Source organism: Dermacoccus sp. MPR-E5 (assembly GCF_058809565.1).
Genome location: NZ_JBXASS010000001.1, coordinates 182,302 through 201,801 on the forward strand (window position 1 = coordinate 182,302; position 19,500 = coordinate 201,801).

Sequence of the window (19,500 nt, forward strand, 5' to 3'; positions counted from 1 at the left end):
TCCGTCTGCCCCGATCGCACCGATGAAGGACACCGTGACAGCGCTCGAACAGGACACGACCGTGCCGAACCGCGAGGCCACAGGCCCCGTCGGTGACCGCTCGCTCAAGGCGAAGATCGGCGACTACGTCGCGCTGACGAAGCCGCGCATCATCGAGTTGCTGCTCGTCACGACGTTCCCGGTGATGTTTCTCGCCGAGCGCGGCGTACCGGAGGCATGGCTCATCGTCGCGACGCTGGTCGGCGGCACGCTGTCGGCGTCCTCGGCGAACGTGCTCAACTGCTACCTCGATCGAGACATCGACAAGCTCATGCACCGCACCGAGGGGCGACCGCTCGTCACGGGGGCGATCACGCCGCGGGCCGCGCTGATCTTCGGCCTCGTGCTCGGCGTCGCCGCGACACTGTGGCTGGGGCTGCTCGTCAACTGGCTGAGCGCATGGCTCTCGCTCGGCGCCATCGTGCTGTACGTGGGCTTCTACACGATCCTGCTGAAGCGCCGCACGTCGCAGAACATCGTGTGGGGCGGCGTCGCCGGATGCATGCCGGTGCTCATCGGCTGGTCCGCCGTCACGAACTCGGTGTCGTGGTCGGCGCTCGTGCTTTTCCTCGTCGTCTTCTTCTGGACGCCGCCGCACTACTGGCCGCTGTCGATGCGGTTCAAGGACGACTACGCGAACGCCGGCGTCCCCATGCTGCCCGTCATCGCCGAGGACGTGACCGTCGGCAAGCAGATCGTCGCCTACTCGTGGGTGACGGTGCTGACGTCGCTCGCGCTCATCCCGATCGCGCCCATGGGATGGATCTACGCCGTCATCGCCGTCGTCTCCGGCGCCGTGTTCCTGCTCGAGGCGCACATGCTGCTCAAGCGCGCAAAGGAAGGCGCCCCGTACTCGGTGCTCAAGCCGATGCGCCTGTTCCACTACTCGATCAGCTACCTGACGCTGCTGTTCATCGGCGTCGCCCTCGACCCGATCTGGTACTACGCGGTCATCCGCTGATCACACCGAGTCACCGAAACGCATCGACTCACTGACGAAGCGGGCCCCACCATCTGGTGAGGCCCGCTTCGTCGTCCGGTGGACACACTCGCGATTCATGTCCACCCCTGCGATTTTCGTCCACATTTGCGGCCACCTGGTCAGGTCCGACGATTGCCGCCGCCAGCGATGAGACGGGTCGTGGTGGAGGGGAAGTCGGCGGAGCAGGCGTCTCAGGGGCGCTCGCGCAGGCAGCAGAGGGCCCAGGTCATCCACGTGACGAGCAGGCACGCGCCGAGCATGTGGAACAGCACCGGCACCCACGGCACGCCCGTGAAGTACTGGACGTAGCCGAGCACGCCCTGCAGCAGAGTGATGACGAGCAGGCCGATCCAGGTGCGTCGCGTGGTGGCAGGGCTGCGCAGGACGAACAGCGAGAGCAGGACGGCGACGACGAGCCCGCAGAACAGCATGACGGTGTCGGCGTGCAGCCACGCGACGCTCCGCGCGTCCCACCCGGTGCGGGCGGGCTCGTCGGCATCGCCGCTGTGCGGACCGGAACCGGTCACCATCGTGCCGAGCACGAGAACGACGAACGCGAGAACGGCGGCGATCTTCGCGACGACGGCGATGGGCGTCGGCACGAGCGGTCGCTTCGGCCCGTCGCCCTCACGCCCACGCCACACGAGCCACGCGGACGCCGTGACGAGCAGCATCGACAGCATGAAGTGCAAGGCCACGATGAACGGGTTGAGATCCATGTGAACCGTGATGCCACCGACGACGGCCTGCAGCACGATGCCGAGGACAACGCACCCGGCGGGCAGGAGCAGGCGACGACGCGTGCGAGCCCAGAAGAAGATGCCCAGGCACAGCGCGATGGCGACGATACCGACGACGCCCGTCAGCGTCCGGTTGCCGAACTCGATGTACTTGTGCCAGGACTGTTCCTGCTCCGGCACCGGCGTGTACGAGCCGGGAACGCACTGCGGCCATGTCGGGCACCCGAGCCCCGAACCGGTGAGACGCACGAGCCCACCCGTCACGACGATGCCGATCTCGACGACCAGGTTGAGCCAGAACAGCCGCTTCAACCACGGGTTGACGGGACGAGATTCAGGAGGCGCGACGGGCGCGGCGCCAACGGCCGCGTCGGACGTCATCGGGGAGGAGTGAGTCACGACATCCAAGCGTAGTGGGCGCCCATCACAGATCGGACGCCCGGGCGCGCCTGGGGCGGGGACCTTCGTCACCACCTGCCGGAGCCACGTGGGCGCTAGGCACAGGCTCGCTTGCCACGCAGCAGGGAAAATTTCAGTCGGACCAGCGGAACAACCGCGACGCGGCGAACGTCAGCACAGCACCCCAGATGACGAGCACGACGAGGGGGAGCGCCAGCGCTCCCGAGCCGGTGAGCGCCGAGCGCAGACCGTCGCCGAGCGCGCCGGTGGGCAGGAAGCGCGCGATCGGCTCCCACCACGACGGGTACTGCGTGGTCGCGAGCAGCAGGCCACCGCCGACGGCGAGCAGGACCCACAGCAGGTTTGCGACGACGAGGACACCCTCGGCGCGGATCCGGCCCGCGACGACGAGTGCGAGGGCGACGAATACCCAGCACCCGAGCAGCAGGAACACGATGGCGAGCGGCACGCCCGCCCAGTGCGGGTGCCAGCCGAGCACGAGCCCGAGCCCGCCGAGGACGAGCGTCTGCACCGCGACGACACCGGCGACCGCCACCGCCTTGGCGACGAGCAAGCCGCGGCTGCCGAGGGGTGTGACACCGAGCAGTCGCAGCACGCCGTAGCGTCGGTCGAAGCCCGTGGCGATGGCCTGGCCGGTGAACGCCGTGGACACCACGGCGAGCGCGAGGACGCCCGGCGTCGCGAGGTCGATCCGGCGCCCCGGGCCGAGATCCGGCGTCGAGGCGAAGTGCAGTCCGAGCAGGGCCATCGCCGGGAGCAGCAAGGAGACGAGCAGTTGCTCGCCGTTCGCGAGCAACGTGCGGCCCTCGAACGCCGCCTGGGCGCGCATCCGTCGGCCGGGCGCAGCCGCCCGGGTCGTTGCGTCAGCAGCTGTCGAGCGCTTGGAGGGCATCTCGGCCATCGATGTCGTCGAGTACGCCGACGTCGTCGGGGTCGAATCGGGGCGGGTCATCGCGCGGCCTCCGTCAGGTCGAAGTAGACGTCCTCGAGGTCACGCCCGTGGGTGACCGCATCCAGCGGGCCCTGCGCCACGCATGTTCCCGCGTTCATGATGACGACGTGGTCGGCGAGGCGTTCAGCCTCCTCGAACGAATGCGTCGTGACGACGACGCTCGCGCCGCGGTCGCGTTCGTCGCTGATGATCGCCCACACCTCGCGGCGGGCGTGCGGGTCGAGGCCGGCGGTGGGTTCGTCGAGGAACAGCAGGTCGGGCTGCCCCACCATTGCCGCCGCGAGTGCGACCCGCTGGCGCTGGCCCCCGGACAGGCGTCGCACGCTCGTGCGGTTGAACGACGGGATCTCCAGGCGCGCGGCGAGCTCGTCGACGTCGCGGGGGGCGCGGTAGAACGACGCGAGGTGACCCAGCAGCGCCATCGGCTTGGTTCCCATCGGCAGCCCGCCGTCCTGCAGCATGACACCGACGCGCGCGCGATGATCGGCATCGGCGTTCCACGGTTCGACCCCGAGCACCTGGATGCTGCCCGAATCGGGGCGCCGCAGCCCCTCTGCCATCTCGATGACGCTCGTCTTGCCCGCGCCGTTGCGGCCGAGAACGGCCGTCACTCGACCGGCGGGAGCGCTCCACGACAGCCCGCGCAGGGCGGGGTTGCCGGAGTAGGCGTGCGTGACGTCGCGGATGTCGACGGCAGCCCTCGCGGCGCCGTCGTCGGGGCTTGCGGGCAGTTTCGGCACCCGTGAAGTCTACGCGCGACCCGGCGCCGGGCCCGGGCGCGTCGACTCCCGCGTCGAGGTGAGGTGAACCTCAGTTTCACTCTCCGAGGGAATTACGCAACATTGGTGTTGTTAATTTAGGTGTGAGCCGTTCACGCGAAGGAGGTCGACCATGAACACGCCCACGAACGTGAGCACGCAGCAGGCGGCCTCGAACGCAACGGCACCGGCCACCTCGACCCGCGAACGCGTCCGTATGGCCGTCTCCGAGCACGGCCCCGTGACGGCGGCCGAGCTGGGGCAGCGGATGAACCTCACGCCCGCGGCCATGCGCCGTCATCTCGACGCTCTGCTCGCTGACGGCCTCATCGCCGAACGCGAGGCCCCGACGACAGGTGCACGCCGGCGCGGTCGCCCTGCGCGCGCCTACGTCCTCACCGAAGCCGGCCACGGCGCGATGCCCGACGGCTACGACGCTCTCGCCTCGCAGGTCATCGAGCACCTCATCGAGCTCGGGGGAGAGCAGGCACTCGTCGCCGTCGCGCAGGAACGTGCCCGCGAGCTGGCCCACAGCGTCCGTCCCGCCGTCGAGGCCGCCGGTGACGACCCCGACGCCCGCGCCGACGCCCTCGCACGCGCCCTGTCCCGTCAGGGCTTTGCCGCCTCGACGCGTCCCGTCGCGGAGGGAACCCCGCTCGCCGGCGTACAGCTGTGCCAGGGGCACTGCCCGGTGCAGCACGTCGCGGCGAGCCACCCCGAGTTCTGCGAGGCCGAGCGTGCCGCGTTCTCCGAGGTCCTGGGCGTGCACGTGCAGCGCCTGGCCTCCCTCGCGCACGGTGACCACGTCTGCACGACGTTCATCCCGACGCCCGCCGTGCCACGAGTGCAGGACGCCGGCCCGCCAGCACCGCACGCCGCGCCCGGCGTAAGCCGCCACCTCGACACCCCCGACCAGACCGACGCCCACCAGAAGAAGGAGCAGCGATGAGCACCATCGAAGAGCTCAACCCGGGTCTTGCCGACCTCGGCCGCTACGAGTACGGATGGGCGGACACCGACACCGCCGGCGCATCCGCGAAGCGTGGCCTCAACCCCGACATCGTCGCGGACATCTCGGACCGCAAGAACGAGCCGGAGTGGATGAAGAAGCTGCGCATGAAGTCGCTCGGCCTCTTCGAGAAGAAGCCGATGCCGAACTGGGGCAGCGACCTCACGGGCATCGACTTCCAGAACATCAAGTACTTCGTGAAGTCGACGGAGAAGCAGGCCACGACGTGGGACGAGCTTCCCGAGGACATCAAGAACACGTACGACAAGCTCGGCATCCCGGAGGCTGAGAAGCAGCGCCTCATCGCGGGCGTCGCCGCGCAGTACGAGTCTGAGGTCGTCTACCACCAGATCCGTGAGGACCTGGAGGAGAAGGGCGTCATCTTCGTCGACACCGACACGGGCCTGCGTGAGCACGAGGAACTCTTCCGCGAGTACTTCGGCACCGTCATCCCCGCCGGTGACAACAAGTTCGCCGCGCTCAACACGGCCGTGTGGTCGGGTGGCTCGTTCATCTACGTGCCGAAGGGTGTCCACGTCGACATCCCGCTGCAGGCCTACTTCCGCATCAACACGGAGAACATGGGCCAGTTCGAGCGCACGCTCATCATCGCCGACGAGGGCTCGTACGTTCACTACGTCGAGGGCTGCACCGCGCCGATCTACAAGACCGACTCGCTTCACTCGGCCGTCGTCGAGATCGTCGTGAAGAAGAACGCACGCGTGCGCTACACGACGATCCAGAACTGGTCGAACAACGTCTACAACCTCGTCACGAAGCGCGCCACCTGCGAGGAGGGCGCGACGATGGAGTGGATCGACGGCAACATCGGTTCCAAGGTGACGATGAAGTACCCGGCCGTCTTCCTCATGGGCGAGCACGCGCGCGGCGAGACGCTGTCGATCGCGTTCGCCGGCGAGGGCCAGCACCAGGACGCCGGCGCCAAGATGGTGCACGCCGCCCCGAACACGAGCTCGACGATCGTGTCGAAGTCCGTCGCCCGTGGCGGTGGCCGTACGTCGTACCGCGGTCTCGTGCAGGTGCTCGAGGGCGCCGAACACTCGAAGAGCTCCGTCGTCTGCGACGCGCTGCTCGTCGACCAGATCTCCCGCTCCGACACCTACCCCTACGTCGACGTCCGTGAGGACGACGTGCAGATGGGCCACGAGGCGACCGTCTCGAAGGTGTCCGAGGACCAGCTGTTCTACCTGCGCAGCCGCGGCCTGTCCGAGGAAGAAGCGATGGCGATGATCGTCCGCGGCTTCGTCGAGCCGATCGCCCGCGAGCTGCCGATGGAATACGCGCTCGAACTCAACCGTCTCATCGAACTCCAGATGGAAGGAGCCGTCGGCTGATGACCGCCGAGATCTCTGAACTGGGCAAGACCTCCCAGGCCACCCTCGCAGGCCAGCACACCGACGGCGGGTTCGTGCCGGACCAGTCGCGCGCCGAGCGCAAGAAGTCGTTCGACGTCGCCGACTTCGGCGTGCCGAGCGGGCGCGAGGAGGAGTGGCGCTTCACCCCCGTCGACCGCCTCTCGCCGCTGCTGGCCGAGAAGGTCACGGACGACGACGCGCTCACCGTCACGATCGAGGGTGAGGGTTTCGAGACCGGCACGCTCGCGATCGGCGAGGCCCCGCGCGGCACCGTCCTGACGCCGGGCGACCGCGCGTCGGTGCTCGCGCACGCGCTGACGCAGGACGCGAGCCACCTCGTCATCCCCGCCGAGGCGGAGCTGACGCAGCCGGTGCGCCTGACGATCCACGGTGAGGGCGCCGACAAGCGCGCCAACGGCCATGTCGTCATCGAGGCCAAGCACCACTCGAAGGCTCTCGTCATCCTCGATCACACCGGCTCCGCGCAGGTGACGGCCAACGTCGAGATCATCACCGAGGACGGCGCCGATCTCACGCTCGTCTCCGTCCAACGCTGGGACGACGACGCGCTGCACCTCGCCGATCACACGGCCCTCGTCGGTCGTGACGCGTCATACCGCCACATCGCGGTGACGCTCGGTGGCGCCATCGTCCGCATGAACTCGAACGTCCGCTACGCGGGCCCCGGCGGCGAGGCGACGCTGCTCGGCGTCTACTTCTCCGACGCCGGTCAGCACCTCGAGCACCGCTCGTTCGTCGACCACAACGCGCCGCGCTGCACCTCCCTCGTCACGTACAAGGGCGCACTGCAGGGCGAGACGGCCCGTACCGTCTGGGTCGGTGACGTGCTGATCCGCGCCGAGGCCGAGGGCATCGAGACGTACGAGCTCAACCGCAACCTCGTCCTGACGGACGGCGCCCGAGCCGACTCCGTGCCGAACCTCGAGATCGAGACCGGCGAGATCGAGGGCGCCGGCCACGCGAGCTCGACGGGCCGTTTCGACGACGAGCAGTTGTTCTACCTGCAAGCACGCGGTATCCCCGAGGCCGAGGCGCGTCGTCTCGTCGTGCGTGGCTTCTTCGCGGACATCATCAACAAGATCGGTGTCCCCGAGGTCGTCGACCCGCTCATGCAGGCCATCGAGGCCGAGCTCGCGGCGACGCAGGAGATCGTCGAGGAGCAGGCATGAGTGAGAACGTCGAGTGGGTCAACCTTGCGAGCGTCGAGGAGATCCCGCAGCCCGGCGCGATCAAGGTCGACGTCGACGACCTCGTCATCTGCCTCGCGAAGGACTCGAACGGCGTCATCCACGCGCTCGATGACACGTGCACGCACGCGGCCGTGTCCCTGTCCGAGGGTGAGGTCGACGACGACGGCATCGAGTGCTGGTTGCACGGCTCGAAGTTCAACTATGAGACGGGCAAGCCGATGAGCCTTCCCGCGATGCAGCCCGTCAACGTCTACCCGACGAAGATCGACGGCTCGGCCGTGTTCGTCGGCATCCCCGCCTGAGCCTGGCGCCGGCGCACCCACCAACTTTTCGAACGAAGGACGAAACACCATGTCTACGCTTGAGATTCGCGACCTCCACGTCACCGTCGAGACGGAGAACGGGACGAAGGAGATCCTCAAGGGCGTCAACCTGACGATCAACTCGGGGGAGACGCACGCCATCATGGGCCCGAACGGCTCCGGCAAGTCGACCCTCGCGTACTCGATCGCGGGTCACCCGAAGTACACGATCACCTCCGGCACCGTGACGCTCGACGGCGAGGACGTTCTCGCGATGGACGTCGACGAGCGCGCCCGCGCCGGCGTCTTCCTCGCGATGCAGTACCCCGTCGAGGTTCCCGGCGTCACCGTCTCCAACTTCCTGCGCACCGCGAAGACAGCCGTCGACGGCGAGGCGCCGAAGCTGCGCACGTGGGTCAAGGACGTCAAGGACGCCATGGGCAACCTCAAGATGGATCCGGCGTTCGCCGACCGCAACGTCAACGAGGGCTTCTCCGGTGGCGAGAAGAAGCGCCACGAGATCCTCCAGATGGAGCTGCTCAAGCCGAAGATGGCGATCCTCGACGAGACCGACTCCGGCCTCGACGTCGACGCGCTGCGCATCGTCTCCGAAGGCGTGAACCGCGCCAAGGCGGAGACGAACTGCGGCGTCCTGCTCATCACGCACTACACGCGCATCCTGCGCTACATCAAGCCCGACCACGTGCACGTGTTCGTGAACGGCCGCGTCGCCGAGGAGGGTGGCCCCGAGCTGGCCGACCGTCTCGAGGCCGAGGGCTACGACCGGTACGTCAACGCGGCGGTCGGCAGCGAGGTCAAGGCCTGATCATGGCTGACGTTTCGTTCGACGCGGCGCGCGTGCGAGAGGATTTTCCCGTGCTCGCGCGCCGCGTCCGCGACGGCAAGCCGCTGGTCTACCTCGACTCCGGCGCGACGTCGCAGAGCCCCGAAGCCGTCATCACGGCCGAGGGTGATTTCTACCGGACGGTGAACGCCGCGGTGCACCGCGGTGCGCACCAGTTGTCGGAGGCGGCGACGGATGCCTACGAGGCGGCTCGTGCCACGATCTCCGGCTTCATCGGTGGTGAGGCCGACGAGATCGTGTTCACGAAGAACGCGACGGAGGCGCTCAACCTCGTCGCGTACGCCTTCAGCAACGCAGGTTTCGACGGCGCGCTCGACGGCGTCGACCCGGAGCTGGCCGAGCGGCTGCGCATCGGCCCGGGTGACGAGATCGTCATCACGCCGATGGAGCATCACGCCAACCTCGTGCCGTGGCAGGAGCTCGCGCGCCGCACGGGCGCCACGCTGCGCTGGTGCGAGATCACCGACGACGGCCGCATCGACCTCGACTCGATGCGGGCGACCGTCGGCGAGAAGACGAAGATCGTCGCGTTCTCGCACGTGTCGAACGTGCTCGGCACGATCAACCCCGTCGACGAGATCAGCGCGATCGCCCGTGAGGTCGGTGCGTGGGTCGTGCTCGACGCGTGCCAGTCGGTGCCGCACATGCCGGTCGACGTGCGCGAGCTCGACGTCGACTTCCTCGCCTTCTCCGGCCACAAGATGCTCGGCCCCACCGGCATCGGCGTGCTGTGGGCGAAGAACACGACGCTCAACGCCATGCCGCCGTTCCTCACCGGCGGTTCGATGATCGAGATCGTCCGGCTCGAAGGCTCGACATACGCGCCCGCGCCGCAGCGCTTCGAGGCGGGCACGCCGAATGCGGCACAGGCCATCGGTCTCGCCGCAGCGTGCGACTACCTCGACGCGCTCGGGATGGCGAACGTCTTCGCGCACGAGCAGGATCTCATCACCTACGCGCTCGAGGGCTTCGCGGCCCGGCCGTGGACCACCGTCCTCGGCCCCCTCGATGCCGCTTCCCGCACGGGCGCCGTCGCGTTCACCGTCGACGAGGTGCACCCGCACGACGTCGGCCAGATCGTCGACGACGCCGGGGTCGCCATCCGCACCGGCCACCACTGCGCGTGGCCGCTGCACCGGCGTCTCAAGGCCGTCGCGAGCAGCCGCATCAGCTTCAACGTGTACTCGACCCGCGAGGACATCGACGCGTTCTTCGCGGCGCTCGATCGCGTGCCGAGCATCTTCGGACTGGAGGTCTGAGATGGATCTGTACCAGGAACTCATCCTCGATCACTCCAAGCACCCGCAGCACGCGGGGCTGCGCGAGCCGTTCGGGGCAGAGAGCCACCACGTCAACACCTCGTGCGGCGACGAGATCACTCTGCGCGTCGACGTCGAGGGCGAGGGTGACGACGCCGTCATCAAGGACGTCAGCTACGACTCGATCGGTTGCTCGATCTCGGTCGCGTCCGCGTCGATGCTCGCCGACAACCTCGTCGGGCACACGCTGCGCGAGGCGCAGGAGGTCTTCGGCGCGACGCGCAGCATGCTGACGAGCAAGGGCAAGGACGCCGGCGACGAAGAGGTCATCGGTGACGCGATCGCGCTCGCCGGGGTCTCGCAGTACCCGGCGCGCGTCAAGTGCGCGCTGCTGTCGTGGTCGGCCCTGCAGGATTCGCTCGGCAAGCTCGGCCTCGACCTCGCCGGGAGCGCCGCGAACAGCACGAACAGCGACACCACCGCCAGCAGCGACAAGGAGATCACGGCATGAGCGAGACAACCACCCCGCCCGTCGAGTCGGACGTCGAGGACGTCAAGGAGGCCCTGCGCGACGTCGTCGACCCCGAGCTCGGCATCAACGTCGTCGACCTCGGCCTCGTCTACGGCATCACCGTCGACGACTCCAAGCACGCCGTCATCGACATGACCCTGACGTCCGCGGCGTGCCCGCTGACCGACGTCATCGAGGAGCAGGTCGCGACGGCGCTCATGGACGTCGTCGCCGGCCACTCCCTCAACTGGGTCTGGATGCCGCCGTGGGGCCCGGACAAGATCACCGACGACGGCCGCGAGCAGCTGCGCGCCCTCGGGTTCAACGTCTGAGCCACCGCTACCGTACGACGAAGCCCGCCACCTCGATGGAGGTGGCGGGCTTCGTCGCGCTGTGCGGCGTGCGTCAGGATCGAACGGATCAGACGCGGCCGAAGCGGTAGGAGGAACCGGCGCGCGCGAGCTGCACACGAGAGCCGGGTCGCGGTGCGTGCCAGACCATGCCGTTGCCGGCGTAGACGGCCGCGTGGTAGGCGTAGCCACCGGAGGTGAGGAACGCAAGGTCACCCGGGCGAGCCGAAGCGCGCGAGACGCGGTACGAGGCACGGTACTGCTGGTTGGCCGTGCGGGGGATCGAGCGACCGACCTGGCGGTAGCTCCAGCTCGTCAGACCCGAGCAGTCGAAGCGCCACGGGCCGGCCGCACCGTAGACGTAGGGGGCGCCGCGTCGGGACGAGGCGCTGGAGACGACGCGGCGAGCGCTCGCCGAGGTGACGGAGGCGCTGGCGGACGAGGCGGTGCCGACCGAGACCGCGCCCAGCGCGGAGGTGGCGAGGGCGGTGCCGACGGCGACCTTGGACGTGTTTCCCAGGAACGAGCGGCGGGACATGTTCTTCATGTCGGATCTCTCCAGGAGCGCTTACGAGGCATGACCTGTCGGGTTCGAGATCCTAGATTCTCGGCCGGCCTGAGCCGGCTTCACCCCAAGAGCCACCAAGGTGGCTCGGATGCTGGGTGCACCGCTCCCGTCGCTCCGCGCAATGCGGTGATACCTGGCCTTCGTGACGGGACTCAGCGACGAAGCAGGGCCGCACCGACGTCGGTGCGGCCCTGCAAGATTACCGTCGGCTCACGGTCGGAACAAATTGAGCGTGCAATCACTTTTGGTCAATTTTCCGACCCGTCCGAGCGTTTTCACGACCTCACTCGACGCTGTCGACGTTGAACGTGTCACACGAGTTGAGGTCGCCCTTCTCGTAGCCGGTCATGAACCACTTCTGCCGAGCCTCCGACGAACCGTGCGTCCAGCTCTCCGGCGTGACGCGACCCTGGGCCTTCTGCTGGATGCGGTCGTCACCGACGGCCGACGCCGCAGACAGCGCTGACTTGATGTCGTCGTCGGTGACCGGCTTGAGCAGCGTGTTGCCGTTCTTGTCCTTCGACTCCGTCGCGTGGGCGACCCAGATGCCGGCGTAGCAGTCGGCCTGCAGTTCGGTACGCACCGAACCCGATTCGGCACCCTTCGGATCCTGCTGTGCGCGGCCGAGCGCACCGAGCAGGTCCTGCACGTGGTGGCCGTACTCGTGGGCCACGACGTACTCCTTCGCCAGGGCGCCGCCATCGGCACCGTACTTGTTCGTCAGTTCTTGGAAGAAGGCGGCGTCGATGTAGACCTTGCGGTCGGTCGGGCAGTAGAACGGGCCCATCTGCGAGCTGGCCGTACCGCAGCCCGAGGACGTCTGCCCGCTGAAGATCACGGTCGGGACGTTCTCGTACTGCGTCCGGCCGTTCGTGAACTTCGGCAGCGCGCTGCCCCAGTAGTCCTGCACCGCGTTGACGGTGCCGACGATGCGGCAGGTGTCGTCACGGTTGGCGTCCGCACCCGTCTTGCACTGCTCGATCGCCTGCGCGACGGAGTCATTCGAACCCGACACGTCCTGCGTGTCCTGGGCATAGCCGTTGAGGCCTGAGCCGTACGAACTGCCCGATGAGCCGGTGCTGCCGCCGCCCGAACTGTCCGGCCCGCCGGTGAGGTTTCCGCCGAAAAGAGCGAAGATGAGCATGAGGATGAGACCGCCGATGCCGCCGACGACCGGGCCCCCGCCCATGCCACCGCCTCCGCCACCGAAGCCACCTGAGCCGCCCGAGGTCACCTGCGAGGTGTCGAGCTGCGCGTTGTCGTTGAACGTCAAGAGAGCCTCCGTCTGTCGAGGCGGACGCTGCGTCCGCCTCCCACCATCTCTCGTAGAATACGTGGGTTGGCTTCCCGCCGCAGCGCCCTCGCCGCTGCGCGTCCCGACGCCGCCCCACACCGCCGTCGGCCCACCTCGACGCACCTGCCGCCCCTGAAGGAGCGATTTCACCCGTGATCACCGCCGAAGGCATCGAACTGCGCGCCGGCTCGCGCATCCTGCTCGAGAACGCGACGTTCCGTGTCGCCCCGGGCGACCGCGTCGGCCTCGTCGGGCGCAACGGAGCCGGCAAGACGACGCTGACGAAGGTGCTCGCCGGAGACGGCATCCCCGCAGCGGGCCGCGTCGTCACCTCCGGCGAGGTCGGCTACCTGCCGCAGGATCCACGCACCGGCGACCTCGACGTCCTCGCCCGCGACCGCATCCTGTCCGCGCGCGGCCTTGACGCCATCGCGCGCGACCTGCGCACCGCCGAGACGAACATGGCCTCCGAGGACGACGCCGTGCGCGAGAAGGCGATGAAGCGCTACACGCGCCTCGACGCCGAGTTCACCGCCGCCGGCGGGTACGCCTCGGAGTCGGAGGCCTCGTCGATCGCGAGCAGCCTCGCCCTCGACGAGCGCATCCTCACCCAGCCGCTGCGCACGCTCTCGGGTGGTCAGCGACGCCGCATCGAACTCGCGCGCATCCTGTTCTCCGGCGCGCAGACGCTGCTGCTCGACGAGCCGACCAACCACCTCGACGCCGACTCGATCCATTGGCTGCGCGACTACCTCAAGGCGTACAAGGGCGGGCTCATCGTCATCAGCCACGACGTCGAACTGCTCGACGCCGTCGTCACCAAGGTCTTCCACCTCGACGCCAACCGCGTCGAGCTCGACCAGTACAACGTCGGCTGGAAGGCCTACCTGCAGGCGCGTGAGCAGGACGAGAAGCGTCGCAAGCGCGAGCGTCAGAACGCGGAGAAGAAGGCCGGAGCGCTCATGGCGCAGGCCGACAAGATGCGCGCGAAGGCGTCGAAGGCGACCGCGGCGCAGAACATGGCCAAGCGCGCCGAGCGCCTGCTCGGCAGCCTCGAGGGCGAGCGTCAGCAGGACAAGGTCGCGAAGCTGCGCTTCCCGAAGCCGTCGCCGTGCGGCAAGACGCCGCTCATGGCCGAGGGGCTCTCGCGCTCGTACGGATCGCTCGAGATCTTCACCGACGTCGACCTCGCCATCGACCGCGGCTCGAAGGTCGTCGTCCTCGGTCTCAACGGTGCCGGAAAGACGACGCTGCTGCGGATGCTCGCCGGCGTCGACGCACCCGACACGGGCCGGATCATCGCCGGCCACGGGCTGAAGATCGGCTACTACGCGCAGGAGCACGAGAACCTCGACGTCGAGCGCAGCGTCCTCGACAACATGAAGTCCGCCGCGCCCGATCTCGGCGAGACCGAGGTGCGCAAGGTGCTCGGCTCGTTCCTGTTCTCCGGCGACGACGTCGAGAAGCCAGCCGGCGTGCTCTCCGGTGGTGAGAAGACGCGCCTGTCGCTCGCGCTGCTCGTCGTGTCCGCGGCCAACGTCCTGCTGCTCGACGAACCGACGAACAACCTCGACCCGGCCAGCCGCGAGGAGATCCTGGGCGCGCTGCGCGGCTACGAGGGCGCGGTCGTCCTCGTCAGCCACGACGACGGCGCCGTCGAGGCTCTCGAACCCGAACGCATCCTGCTGCTGCCCGATGGCGTCGAGGATCTGTGGGGCCCCGACTACGCCGACCTCATCTCGCTGGCCTGAGGAGCTCACATGTCCATGGGCGCCGGCTGGCAGATGATGCGCTCGATGTCACGCGACTCGAGCGTCAAGGATCAGCGTCTCGCCCCCGGCACGGTGCGCCGCGTGGCGGGCTACGCCCGCGGTTATCGCCGCACGATCGCGGCGTTCCTCGTCCTCGTCGTGCTCGACGCCGTCATGGTCGTCGCGTCACCGCTGCTGCTCAAGCACATCATCGACGACGGTGTCGTGCCGCGACATCGCGACGTCGTCGTGTGGCTCTCACTCGCCGTCGCGCTCGTCGCCGTGCTCAGCGCGGGCGTCACGATCACGCAGCGCTGGCTGTCAGCGCGCCTCGGCGAGGGTCTCATCTTCGACCTGCGCGCCGACGTGTTCCGCCACGTGCTCGCCCAACCCATCGCGTTCTTCACGCGGGCGCAGACGGGTGCCCTCGTCACGCGCATCAACTCTGACGTCGTCGGTGCGCAGCAGGCGTTCACGACGACGTTGTCGACGGTCGTCAGCAATGCCGTGAGCCTCGTCGTGCTGCTCGTCGCGATGACGTCCTTGTCATGGCAGCTGACGCTGGCCGCCCTCGTCCTCGTGCCGTTGTTCCTGCTGCCGACGCGCTTCCTCGGCCGCCGTCTGGCCGGTCTGACGCGCGAGCAGATGACGTTGAACGCCGAACTCGGCGCGCGGATGACGGAGCGGTTCAACGTCGCGGGTGCGCTGCTCGTCAAGCTCTTCGGGCGCCCGGACGAGGAATCGGCGCAGTACGACGCCCGCGCCGCACGCGTGCGCGACATCGGTGTCTCGATCGCCGCGCAGCGCAGCATGTTCCTCGTCGCGCTCACCCTCATGGCCTCCCTCGCGACCGCGCTCGTCTACGGCCTCGGCGGGGTGCTCGCGGTCGACGGCGCGATGACGGTCGGCACCCTGCTCGCGCTCGCAGCGCTGCTCGGGCGCCTCTACGCACCACTGACGGCGCTGTCGAACGTCCGCGTCGACGTCATGGCCGCGATGGTCTCGTTCGAGCGCGTATTCGAGGTGCTCGATCTCGAACCGCTCGTGCGCGAATCACCCTCCGCCCGGGCGCTTCCTGACGGGCCACTGGGCGTGAGGTTCGACGACGTCACCTTCGCCTACCCGGACGCCGACGTCGTCTCGCTCGAATCCCTCGAGGCGAACGTGACGGGGGACAGACGCGGGGGAGAGGACGTGCTGCGCGGCATCGACCTCGACGTGCCCGCCGGGGCGCTCGTCGCGCTCGTCGGGCCCAGTGGCGCAGGCAAGACGACGCTGACGAACCTCGTGCCGCGTCTGTTCGACCCCACGTCCGGTGCCGTGCGCGTCGGCGGGCTCGACCTGCGCGAGGCGAGCCTCGCCTCCGTCCGCGACCGCATCGGCGTCGTGACGCAGGAGGCGCACATGTTCCACGACACCGTGCGCGCCAACCTCCTCTACGCCCGTCCCGACAGCACCGACGACGACCTGGAAAGCGCCCTCCGTGCCGCGCACGTGTGGAGCCTCGTCGAGCGGCTGCCGCTCGGGCTCGACACCGTCGTCGGCGATCGTGGACACCGCCTCTCCGGCGGGGAGAAGCAGCGCCTCGCCATCGCACGGCTGCTGCTCAAGGCGCCCGACGTCGTCATCCTCGACGAGGCGACCGCGCACCTCGACAGCGAGTCAGAAGCCGCGGTGCAGGCGGCACTCGCGAACGCGCTCGTCGGGCGGACGTCGTTCGTCATCGCCCACCGCCTCTCGACGGTGCGCGACGCGGACGTCATCGTGGTCCTCGAGGCCGGCCGCGTCGTGCAGACCGGCACGCACCGGGAGCTGCTCGCCACCGGTGGGCTCTACGCCCAGCTGCACGCGACCCAGTTCAAGGAGGACTGAGCGCGCTTCAGAGCGTGCGCAGCGCCCCGCCGTCGACGGGGATCGCGATGCCCGTGAGGTAGGACGCGGCCGGGCTCGTGACGAACGCGGCGACGCGGCCGAACTCCTCCGGCGTGCCGTAACGCCCCAGTGGGATGCCCGCCTCGGCCTTCGCCTTCGACGCCTCCGCATCTCCCGTACCGGCGTCGAGGCTCTTGACGCGGTCGGTGTCGATGCGCCCCGGCAGCAGGACGTTGACGCGCCCGCCGCGCGGGCCGTACTCGTCGGCGAGGGTCTTGGCCGCCATCGCGAGGCCTGGACGCAGCCCGTTGGAGATGGCGAGGCCCGGGATGGGCGACTTCACTGACGACGACAGCACGAGCGTCACCGCCATGCCCGAGGCGGGGTCGAAGGGCGTGTCGAGCACGGCGCGGGCCATGCGCAGCCCACCGAGGAAGACGCTCTCGAACGCGTCACGCCACTGCTGTTCGCTCGTGTCCTCGAGGCGGCCGGCGGGCGGGCCGCCGACGGAGATGACGGCGCCGTCGAGGCGTCCGTAGGCTTCCTGCGCCGTGGCGACGAGTCGCTGCGCAGCAGACTCGTCCGCGAGGTCGGCGACGACGGCGCGCACCCCCGCGGGCGAGTCGAGCCGCGCGGCGGCGTCGTCGATGCGCTCCTGATCGCGAGAGGCGATGACGAGGTCGGCACCGTCAGCGGCCAGCGCCTGCGCGCTCGCGAAGCCCAGGCCCGACGAGGCACCGGTGACGACGTAGCTACGGCCGTTCAGTCCACAATCCATGTCACCATCGTGGCACGTCCGGCGCGTGTGCGGAACACGCCGCCCGCCCCTCGTGAAGGGGACGCGCTCACGCGTCCTCCTCGTCCCAGATGCGCTGCTTGCGCGGGCGGGGTTTCTTCGCGGGCTTCTTCGTCGGGCGCACGGGTGTCGTGGATCCGGTCTCTGTGAAACCTGTCGCCGAGGCGCTGTCACCGCCTGCCTCGGTGTCATGCGCCACCGGTGCCTCGTCCGCCAACTCCAGCGAGTCCAGGTACTCACGGCGTGCACGCAGCAGGACGAAGGCATACCCGGCGATCGCACCGAGCCACCACTGCAGCGCGTAGCTGAGGTTGATGCCGGCCGCGGAACCCTGCGACGGCCGGTCGAGCGCGGCGGGCCGCGGCGGTGTCGAGCCGTCGGCCAGCTTCTCCGAACGCATTCGAACGTACCCCTGCGCGAGCGTCGCGCCGGTGGCACGCTCCACGTCTGCGACGGAGATCGATGAGACCTGACCGTTCACCTCGGCGCGGCCCAACGACTTCTCGCTCGGGCGGACCCAGCCCGTCAGCGTCACCTCGCCCTTCGGTGCCTGCGGGATCGACGCGGGGCGCGCCGCGGTCTCGCCGTTCGCGACCCACCCGCGGTCGACGACGACCTTCATCCCGTCGACCTCGAACACGCCGAGCGTCTCGTAGCCGAAATCGCCGCCGGGGCCGGGGCGGTTGCGCACCAAGAGTGGTTCGCCGACGTAGTGGCCGCGCCCGGTGACCTGCTTCCACTCGTCCGACTTCGCCGGCGGCCGCGAGGTGCTCAGCTCGCGGCTCATCGGGGTGGGGGTCGCGTCATAGTTGGCGTCGATGCGGTTCTGGACCGTGCTCTTGTCCTCCCAGCGCCCCCACTGCCAGAACCCGGCAATGACGCACAACGTCGCCCACAACGTGGCCACGAGGAGCCAGGTCAGCCAACGTCGGGTCGTGAGAAGTCTCAGCACCGCACCAGCCTATCGACGGGCGCTGAACGTCGCGTGGGCGGCCGCCTCAGCCGTCGGTGGCGCGCAGCTCGGCCGGGCGCACGGTGTCGCGGTGGAAACCGCGCATCGACAGGAACTCGCGCAGTGTCGGCTCGTGCTCGTCGCAGGCGAGCCACACCTTGCGCCGCTCGGGCGTGTGCAGCGTCGGGTTGTTCCAGCGCAGCGCCCAGGTTGCCTCGGCGCGACAGCCCTTCGCGCTGCAGCGCAGCGCCGGAAATGCCGCGCCGGGTTCGTCACCGGGGGCGGAATCAGCGAGGTTCGCGCGCAGATCCATGGATCTCCTTGTGTGGCACCGGTGGTGGTGTGACGGCGCCCATCGTGTCGATGCGACGCTTGCCCGTCGCGTTCGCGAAGACGACGGCGACGTACGGCAGGATCGCGGCGAGGGCGAAGAACACGAGGCTGAGAGGGCGAAGGGGTGACCAGGTGAGGACGGCGGCGATGAAGCACACCGTCCTGATGCCCATCGAGATGAGATAGCCGCGAATGCGGCGGCGCTGATCGTCTTGCGCCGATTCGGGCAGGCTCGTGGCCGAGAGCCGTCGCTGCCCCTGATCCGCCATGGCCTCACTGTATTCGAGGGCCCCCGGCTCGCCCGAAACGCCCCGGATTGGTCTACCCAGGGGTAGTCGATAGCGTGCGACGAAGAACACACCGCCCCATCCCGGAAGGTCCCCATGCCCACCTCGCCCGAGACCACCAGCGCCCCGTCGCGCCGCCGCACCGTCCTCGTCACCGGGGGCAACCGCGGCATCGGGCTCGCCATCGCGCGACGCTTCCAGGCGCAGGGGGACGCCGTCGTCATCATGTCGCGCTCCGGTGAAGACGTCGAGGGCATCCCGGCCGTCACGGGTGACGTGACGAACTCCGAATCGGTCGACGCGGCGTTCGCGAAGGCCGCGCAGATCGCCGGCGGGCCGATCGAGGTCGTCGTCGCCAACGCCGGTATCACCGACGACGGCCTGCTCATGCGCATGAGCGACGACTCCTTCGAGAACGTCGTCGACACCAACCTCGCCGGCGCCTTCCGCTGCGCTCGTGCGGCGTCGACGGGCATGATCCGGCGCAAGGGCGGGCGCATCATCTTCGTCTCCAGCGTCGTCGGCCTGTTCGGCTCCGCGGGCCAGACCAACTACAGCGCGTCGAAGGCCGGGCTCGTCGGCCTCGCCCGCTCCATCGCGCGTGAGCTCGGCGGGCGCGGCATCACCGCGAACGTCGTCGCGCCCGGCTTCATCGAGACCGACATGACGGCCGCACTGCCCGACGAGCGTCAGGCGGCGTACAAGGCGACGATCCCGGCGGGTCGGTTCGCGCAGCCCGACGAGGTCGCCGCGGCCGTCGCGTTCCTCGCCTCCGACGACTCGGCCTACATCAACGGCGCCGTCATCCCCGTCGACGGTGGCCTCGGCATGGGTCACTGACCGGCGGCCACCCGCCGGTCGCCCGCGCACGCA

General features: G+C 69.1%; 21 protein-coding genes and 1 riboswitch. Of the genes, 12 read left to right on the top strand and 9 right to left on the bottom strand.

Annotation, left to right across the window (positions count from 1 at the left end):
* Positions 1-22 precede the first annotated feature (22 nt).
* Positions 23-1,000 carry a heme o synthase gene (locus AC1RS9_RS00745; RefSeq protein ID WP_006945342.1) on the top strand — a complete coding sequence of 326 codons (978 nt, stop codon included), beginning with the start codon at positions 23-25 and terminating at the stop codon, positions 998-1,000.
* A gap of 212 nt (positions 1,001-1,212) precedes the next feature.
* Here the strand turns inward: AC1RS9_RS00745 and AC1RS9_RS00750 are convergent, their stop codons facing one another.
* The 3 genes from AC1RS9_RS00750 to AC1RS9_RS00760 form a co-directional block, all read right to left on the bottom strand.
* Positions 1,213-2,160, bottom strand: coding sequence for a COX15/CtaA family protein (locus AC1RS9_RS00750; protein ID WP_240742493.1), 948 nt, complete (start codon positions 2,158-2,160; stop codon positions 1,213-1,215).
* Between the two features lie 133 nt (positions 2,161-2,293).
* Positions 2,294-3,133 carry an ABC transporter permease gene (locus tag AC1RS9_RS00755; protein WP_136788389.1) on the bottom strand — a complete coding sequence of 280 codons (840 nt, stop codon included), beginning with the start codon at positions 3,131-3,133 and terminating at the stop codon, positions 2,294-2,296.
* Entirely contained in the window at positions 3,130-3,873 is a 744-nt protein-coding gene (locus AC1RS9_RS00760; RefSeq protein WP_136788388.1) for an ABC transporter ATP-binding protein, read from the bottom strand. The genes AC1RS9_RS00755 and AC1RS9_RS00760 overlap by 4 nt, the downstream gene beginning before the upstream one ends.
* Before the next feature lie 151 nt (positions 3,874-4,024).
* On the opposite strand from AC1RS9_RS00760, the gene AC1RS9_RS00765 reads away from it, so the two are divergent.
* The 8 genes from AC1RS9_RS00765 to AC1RS9_RS00800 are packed head-to-tail and all read left to right on the top strand — an operon-like array spanning position 4,025 to position 10,756.
* On the top strand, positions 4,025-4,840 hold the full coding sequence (locus tag AC1RS9_RS00765; RefSeq protein ID WP_136788387.1) for a helix-turn-helix transcriptional regulator: 816 nt from the start codon (positions 4,025-4,027) through the stop codon (positions 4,838-4,840).
* Positions 4,837-6,255 carry a Fe-S cluster assembly protein SufB gene (sufB, locus tag AC1RS9_RS00770; protein WP_006945377.1) on the top strand — a complete coding sequence of 473 codons (1,419 nt, stop codon included), beginning with the start codon at positions 4,837-4,839 and terminating at the stop codon, positions 6,253-6,255. Before AC1RS9_RS00765 ends, sufB begins: the two co-directional genes overlap by 4 nt.
* On the top strand, positions 6,255-7,466 hold the full coding sequence (gene sufD, locus AC1RS9_RS00775; protein ID WP_006945352.1) for a Fe-S cluster assembly protein SufD: 1,212 nt from the start codon (positions 6,255-6,257) through the stop codon (positions 7,464-7,466). Before sufB ends, sufD begins: the two co-directional genes overlap by 1 nt.
* On the top strand, positions 7,463-7,789 hold the full coding sequence (locus AC1RS9_RS00780) for a non-heme iron oxygenase ferredoxin subunit (protein WP_006945472.1): 327 nt from the start codon (positions 7,463-7,465) through the stop codon (positions 7,787-7,789). Before sufD ends, AC1RS9_RS00780 begins: the two co-directional genes overlap by 4 nt.
* Before the next feature lie 49 nt (positions 7,790-7,838).
* Positions 7,839-8,615, top strand: coding sequence for a Fe-S cluster assembly ATPase SufC (gene sufC, locus AC1RS9_RS00785; RefSeq protein ID WP_038568278.1), 777 nt, complete (start codon positions 7,839-7,841; stop codon positions 8,613-8,615).
* A gap of 2 nt (positions 8,616-8,617) precedes the next feature.
* Positions 8,618-9,913: an aminotransferase class V-fold PLP-dependent enzyme gene (locus tag AC1RS9_RS00790; RefSeq protein WP_115296208.1), complete on the top strand. Its 1,296-nt coding sequence runs from the start codon at positions 8,618-8,620 to the stop codon at positions 9,911-9,913.
* Between the two features lies 1 nt (position 9,914).
* Complete coding sequence (gene sufU / locus AC1RS9_RS00795; protein WP_074045302.1) at positions 9,915-10,424, top strand: Fe-S cluster assembly sulfur transfer protein SufU; 510 nt, start codon at positions 9,915-9,917, stop codon at positions 10,422-10,424.
* Complete coding sequence (locus AC1RS9_RS00800) at positions 10,421-10,756, top strand: metal-sulfur cluster assembly factor (RefSeq protein WP_006945372.1); 336 nt, start codon at positions 10,421-10,423, stop codon at positions 10,754-10,756. Before sufU ends, AC1RS9_RS00800 begins: the two co-directional genes overlap by 4 nt.
* Positions 10,757-10,844: 88 nt before the next feature.
* Here the strand turns inward: AC1RS9_RS00800 and AC1RS9_RS00805 are convergent, their stop codons facing one another.
* Positions 10,845-11,321, bottom strand: coding sequence for a C40 family peptidase (locus AC1RS9_RS00805; RefSeq protein ID WP_083603764.1), 477 nt, complete (start codon positions 11,319-11,321; stop codon positions 10,845-10,847).
* A 3-nt stretch (positions 11,322-11,324) separates the two neighbouring features.
* Positions 11,325-11,510: riboswitch (cyclic di-AMP (ydaO/yuaA leader) on the bottom strand.
* 115 nt (positions 11,511-11,625) lie between these two features.
* On the bottom strand, positions 11,626-12,615 hold the full coding sequence (gene ypfJ, locus AC1RS9_RS00810) for a KPN_02809 family neutral zinc metallopeptidase (RefSeq protein ID WP_136788385.1): 990 nt from the start codon (positions 12,613-12,615) through the stop codon (positions 11,626-11,628).
* A 173-nt stretch (positions 12,616-12,788) separates the two neighbouring features.
* On the opposite strand from ypfJ, the gene AC1RS9_RS00815 reads away from it, so the two are divergent.
* Together AC1RS9_RS00815 and AC1RS9_RS00820 are read left to right on the top strand one after the other, a co-directional pair.
* Positions 12,789-14,387, top strand: a complete 1,599-nt coding sequence (locus AC1RS9_RS00815) for an ABC-F family ATP-binding cassette domain-containing protein (protein WP_136788384.1) — start codon at positions 12,789-12,791, stop codon at positions 14,385-14,387.
* Positions 14,388-14,396: 9 nt separating this feature from the next.
* Positions 14,397-16,259, top strand: a complete 1,863-nt coding sequence (locus AC1RS9_RS00820) for an ABC transporter ATP-binding protein (RefSeq protein WP_074039340.1) — start codon at positions 14,397-14,399, stop codon at positions 16,257-16,259.
* Between the two features lie 7 nt (positions 16,260-16,266).
* On the opposite strand, the gene AC1RS9_RS00825 is transcribed toward AC1RS9_RS00820, so the two are convergent.
* From AC1RS9_RS00825 to AC1RS9_RS00840, 4 genes are all read right to left on the bottom strand, one after another.
* Positions 16,267-17,037 (bottom strand): SDR family oxidoreductase, encoded by a 771-nt coding sequence (locus AC1RS9_RS00825; RefSeq protein WP_074039338.1) that lies wholly within the window; start codon positions 17,035-17,037, stop codon positions 16,267-16,269.
* Positions 17,038-17,104: 67 nt separating this feature from the next.
* Positions 17,105-18,007, bottom strand: a complete 903-nt coding sequence (locus AC1RS9_RS00830) for an SURF1 family cytochrome oxidase biogenesis protein (RefSeq protein WP_074039337.1) — start codon at positions 18,005-18,007, stop codon at positions 17,105-17,107.
* A 46-nt stretch (positions 18,008-18,053) separates the two neighbouring features.
* On the bottom strand, positions 18,054-18,320 hold the full coding sequence (locus AC1RS9_RS00835; protein ID WP_074039336.1) for a hypothetical protein: 267 nt from the start codon (positions 18,318-18,320) through the stop codon (positions 18,054-18,056).
* The gene (locus tag AC1RS9_RS00840; protein ID WP_006945365.1) at positions 18,295-18,609 is read right to left on the bottom strand and encodes a DUF3099 domain-containing protein; all 315 of its coding nucleotides are present in this window, start codon (positions 18,607-18,609) and stop codon (positions 18,295-18,297) included. Before AC1RS9_RS00840 ends, AC1RS9_RS00835 begins: the two co-directional genes overlap by 26 nt.
* Before the next feature lie 114 nt (positions 18,610-18,723).
* Here AC1RS9_RS00840 and fabG point away from each other — a divergent pair, with 114 nt between their 5' ends.
* Complete coding sequence (gene fabG, locus AC1RS9_RS00845) at positions 18,724-19,467, top strand: 3-oxoacyl-ACP reductase FabG (RefSeq protein WP_074039335.1); 744 nt, start codon at positions 18,724-18,726, stop codon at positions 19,465-19,467.
* Positions 19,468-19,500: the final 33 nt, after the last annotated feature.

Coding starts and splice junctions, on each gene's coding strand:
- AC1RS9_RS00820 (WP_074039340.1), top strand. CDS start 14,397: ATGTCCATGGGCGCCGGCTGGCAGATGATGCGCTCGATGTCACGCGAC.
- AC1RS9_RS00800 (WP_006945372.1), top strand. CDS start 10,421: ATGAGCGAGACAACCACCCCGCCCGTCGAGTCGGACGTCGAGGACGTC.
- sufC (WP_038568278.1), top strand. CDS start 7,839: ATGTCTACGCTTGAGATTCGCGACCTCCACGTCACCGTCGAGACGGAG.
- fabG (WP_074039335.1), top strand. CDS start 18,724: ATGCCCACCTCGCCCGAGACCACCAGCGCCCCGTCGCGCCGCCGCACC.
- AC1RS9_RS00745 (WP_006945342.1), top strand. CDS start 23: ATGAAGGACACCGTGACAGCGCTCGAACAGGACACGACCGTGCCGAAC.
- AC1RS9_RS00755 (WP_136788389.1), bottom strand. CDS start 3,133: ATGACCCGCCCCGATTCGACCCCGACGACGTCGGCGTACTCGACGACA.
- AC1RS9_RS00805 (WP_083603764.1), bottom strand. CDS start 11,321: ATGAAGAACATGTCCCGCCGCTCGTTCCTGGGAAACACGTCCAAGGTC.
- sufD (WP_006945352.1), top strand. CDS start 6,255: ATGACCGCCGAGATCTCTGAACTGGGCAAGACCTCCCAGGCCACCCTC.
- sufU (WP_074045302.1), top strand. CDS start 9,915: ATGGATCTGTACCAGGAACTCATCCTCGATCACTCCAAGCACCCGCAG.
- AC1RS9_RS00790 (WP_115296208.1), top strand. CDS start 8,618: ATGGCTGACGTTTCGTTCGACGCGGCGCGCGTGCGAGAGGATTTTCCC.
- AC1RS9_RS00835 (WP_074039336.1), bottom strand. CDS start 18,320: ATGGATCTGCGCGCGAACCTCGCTGATTCCGCCCCCGGTGACGAACCC.
- sufB (WP_006945377.1), top strand. CDS start 4,837: ATGAGCACCATCGAAGAGCTCAACCCGGGTCTTGCCGACCTCGGCCGC.
- AC1RS9_RS00780 (WP_006945472.1), top strand. CDS start 7,463: ATGAGTGAGAACGTCGAGTGGGTCAACCTTGCGAGCGTCGAGGAGATC.
- AC1RS9_RS00840 (WP_006945365.1), bottom strand. CDS start 18,609: ATGGCGGATCAGGGGCAGCGACGGCTCTCGGCCACGAGCCTGCCCGAA.
- AC1RS9_RS00765 (WP_136788387.1), top strand. CDS start 4,025: ATGAACACGCCCACGAACGTGAGCACGCAGCAGGCGGCCTCGAACGCA.
- AC1RS9_RS00825 (WP_074039338.1), bottom strand. CDS start 17,037: ATGGATTGTGGACTGAACGGCCGTAGCTACGTCGTCACCGGTGCCTCG.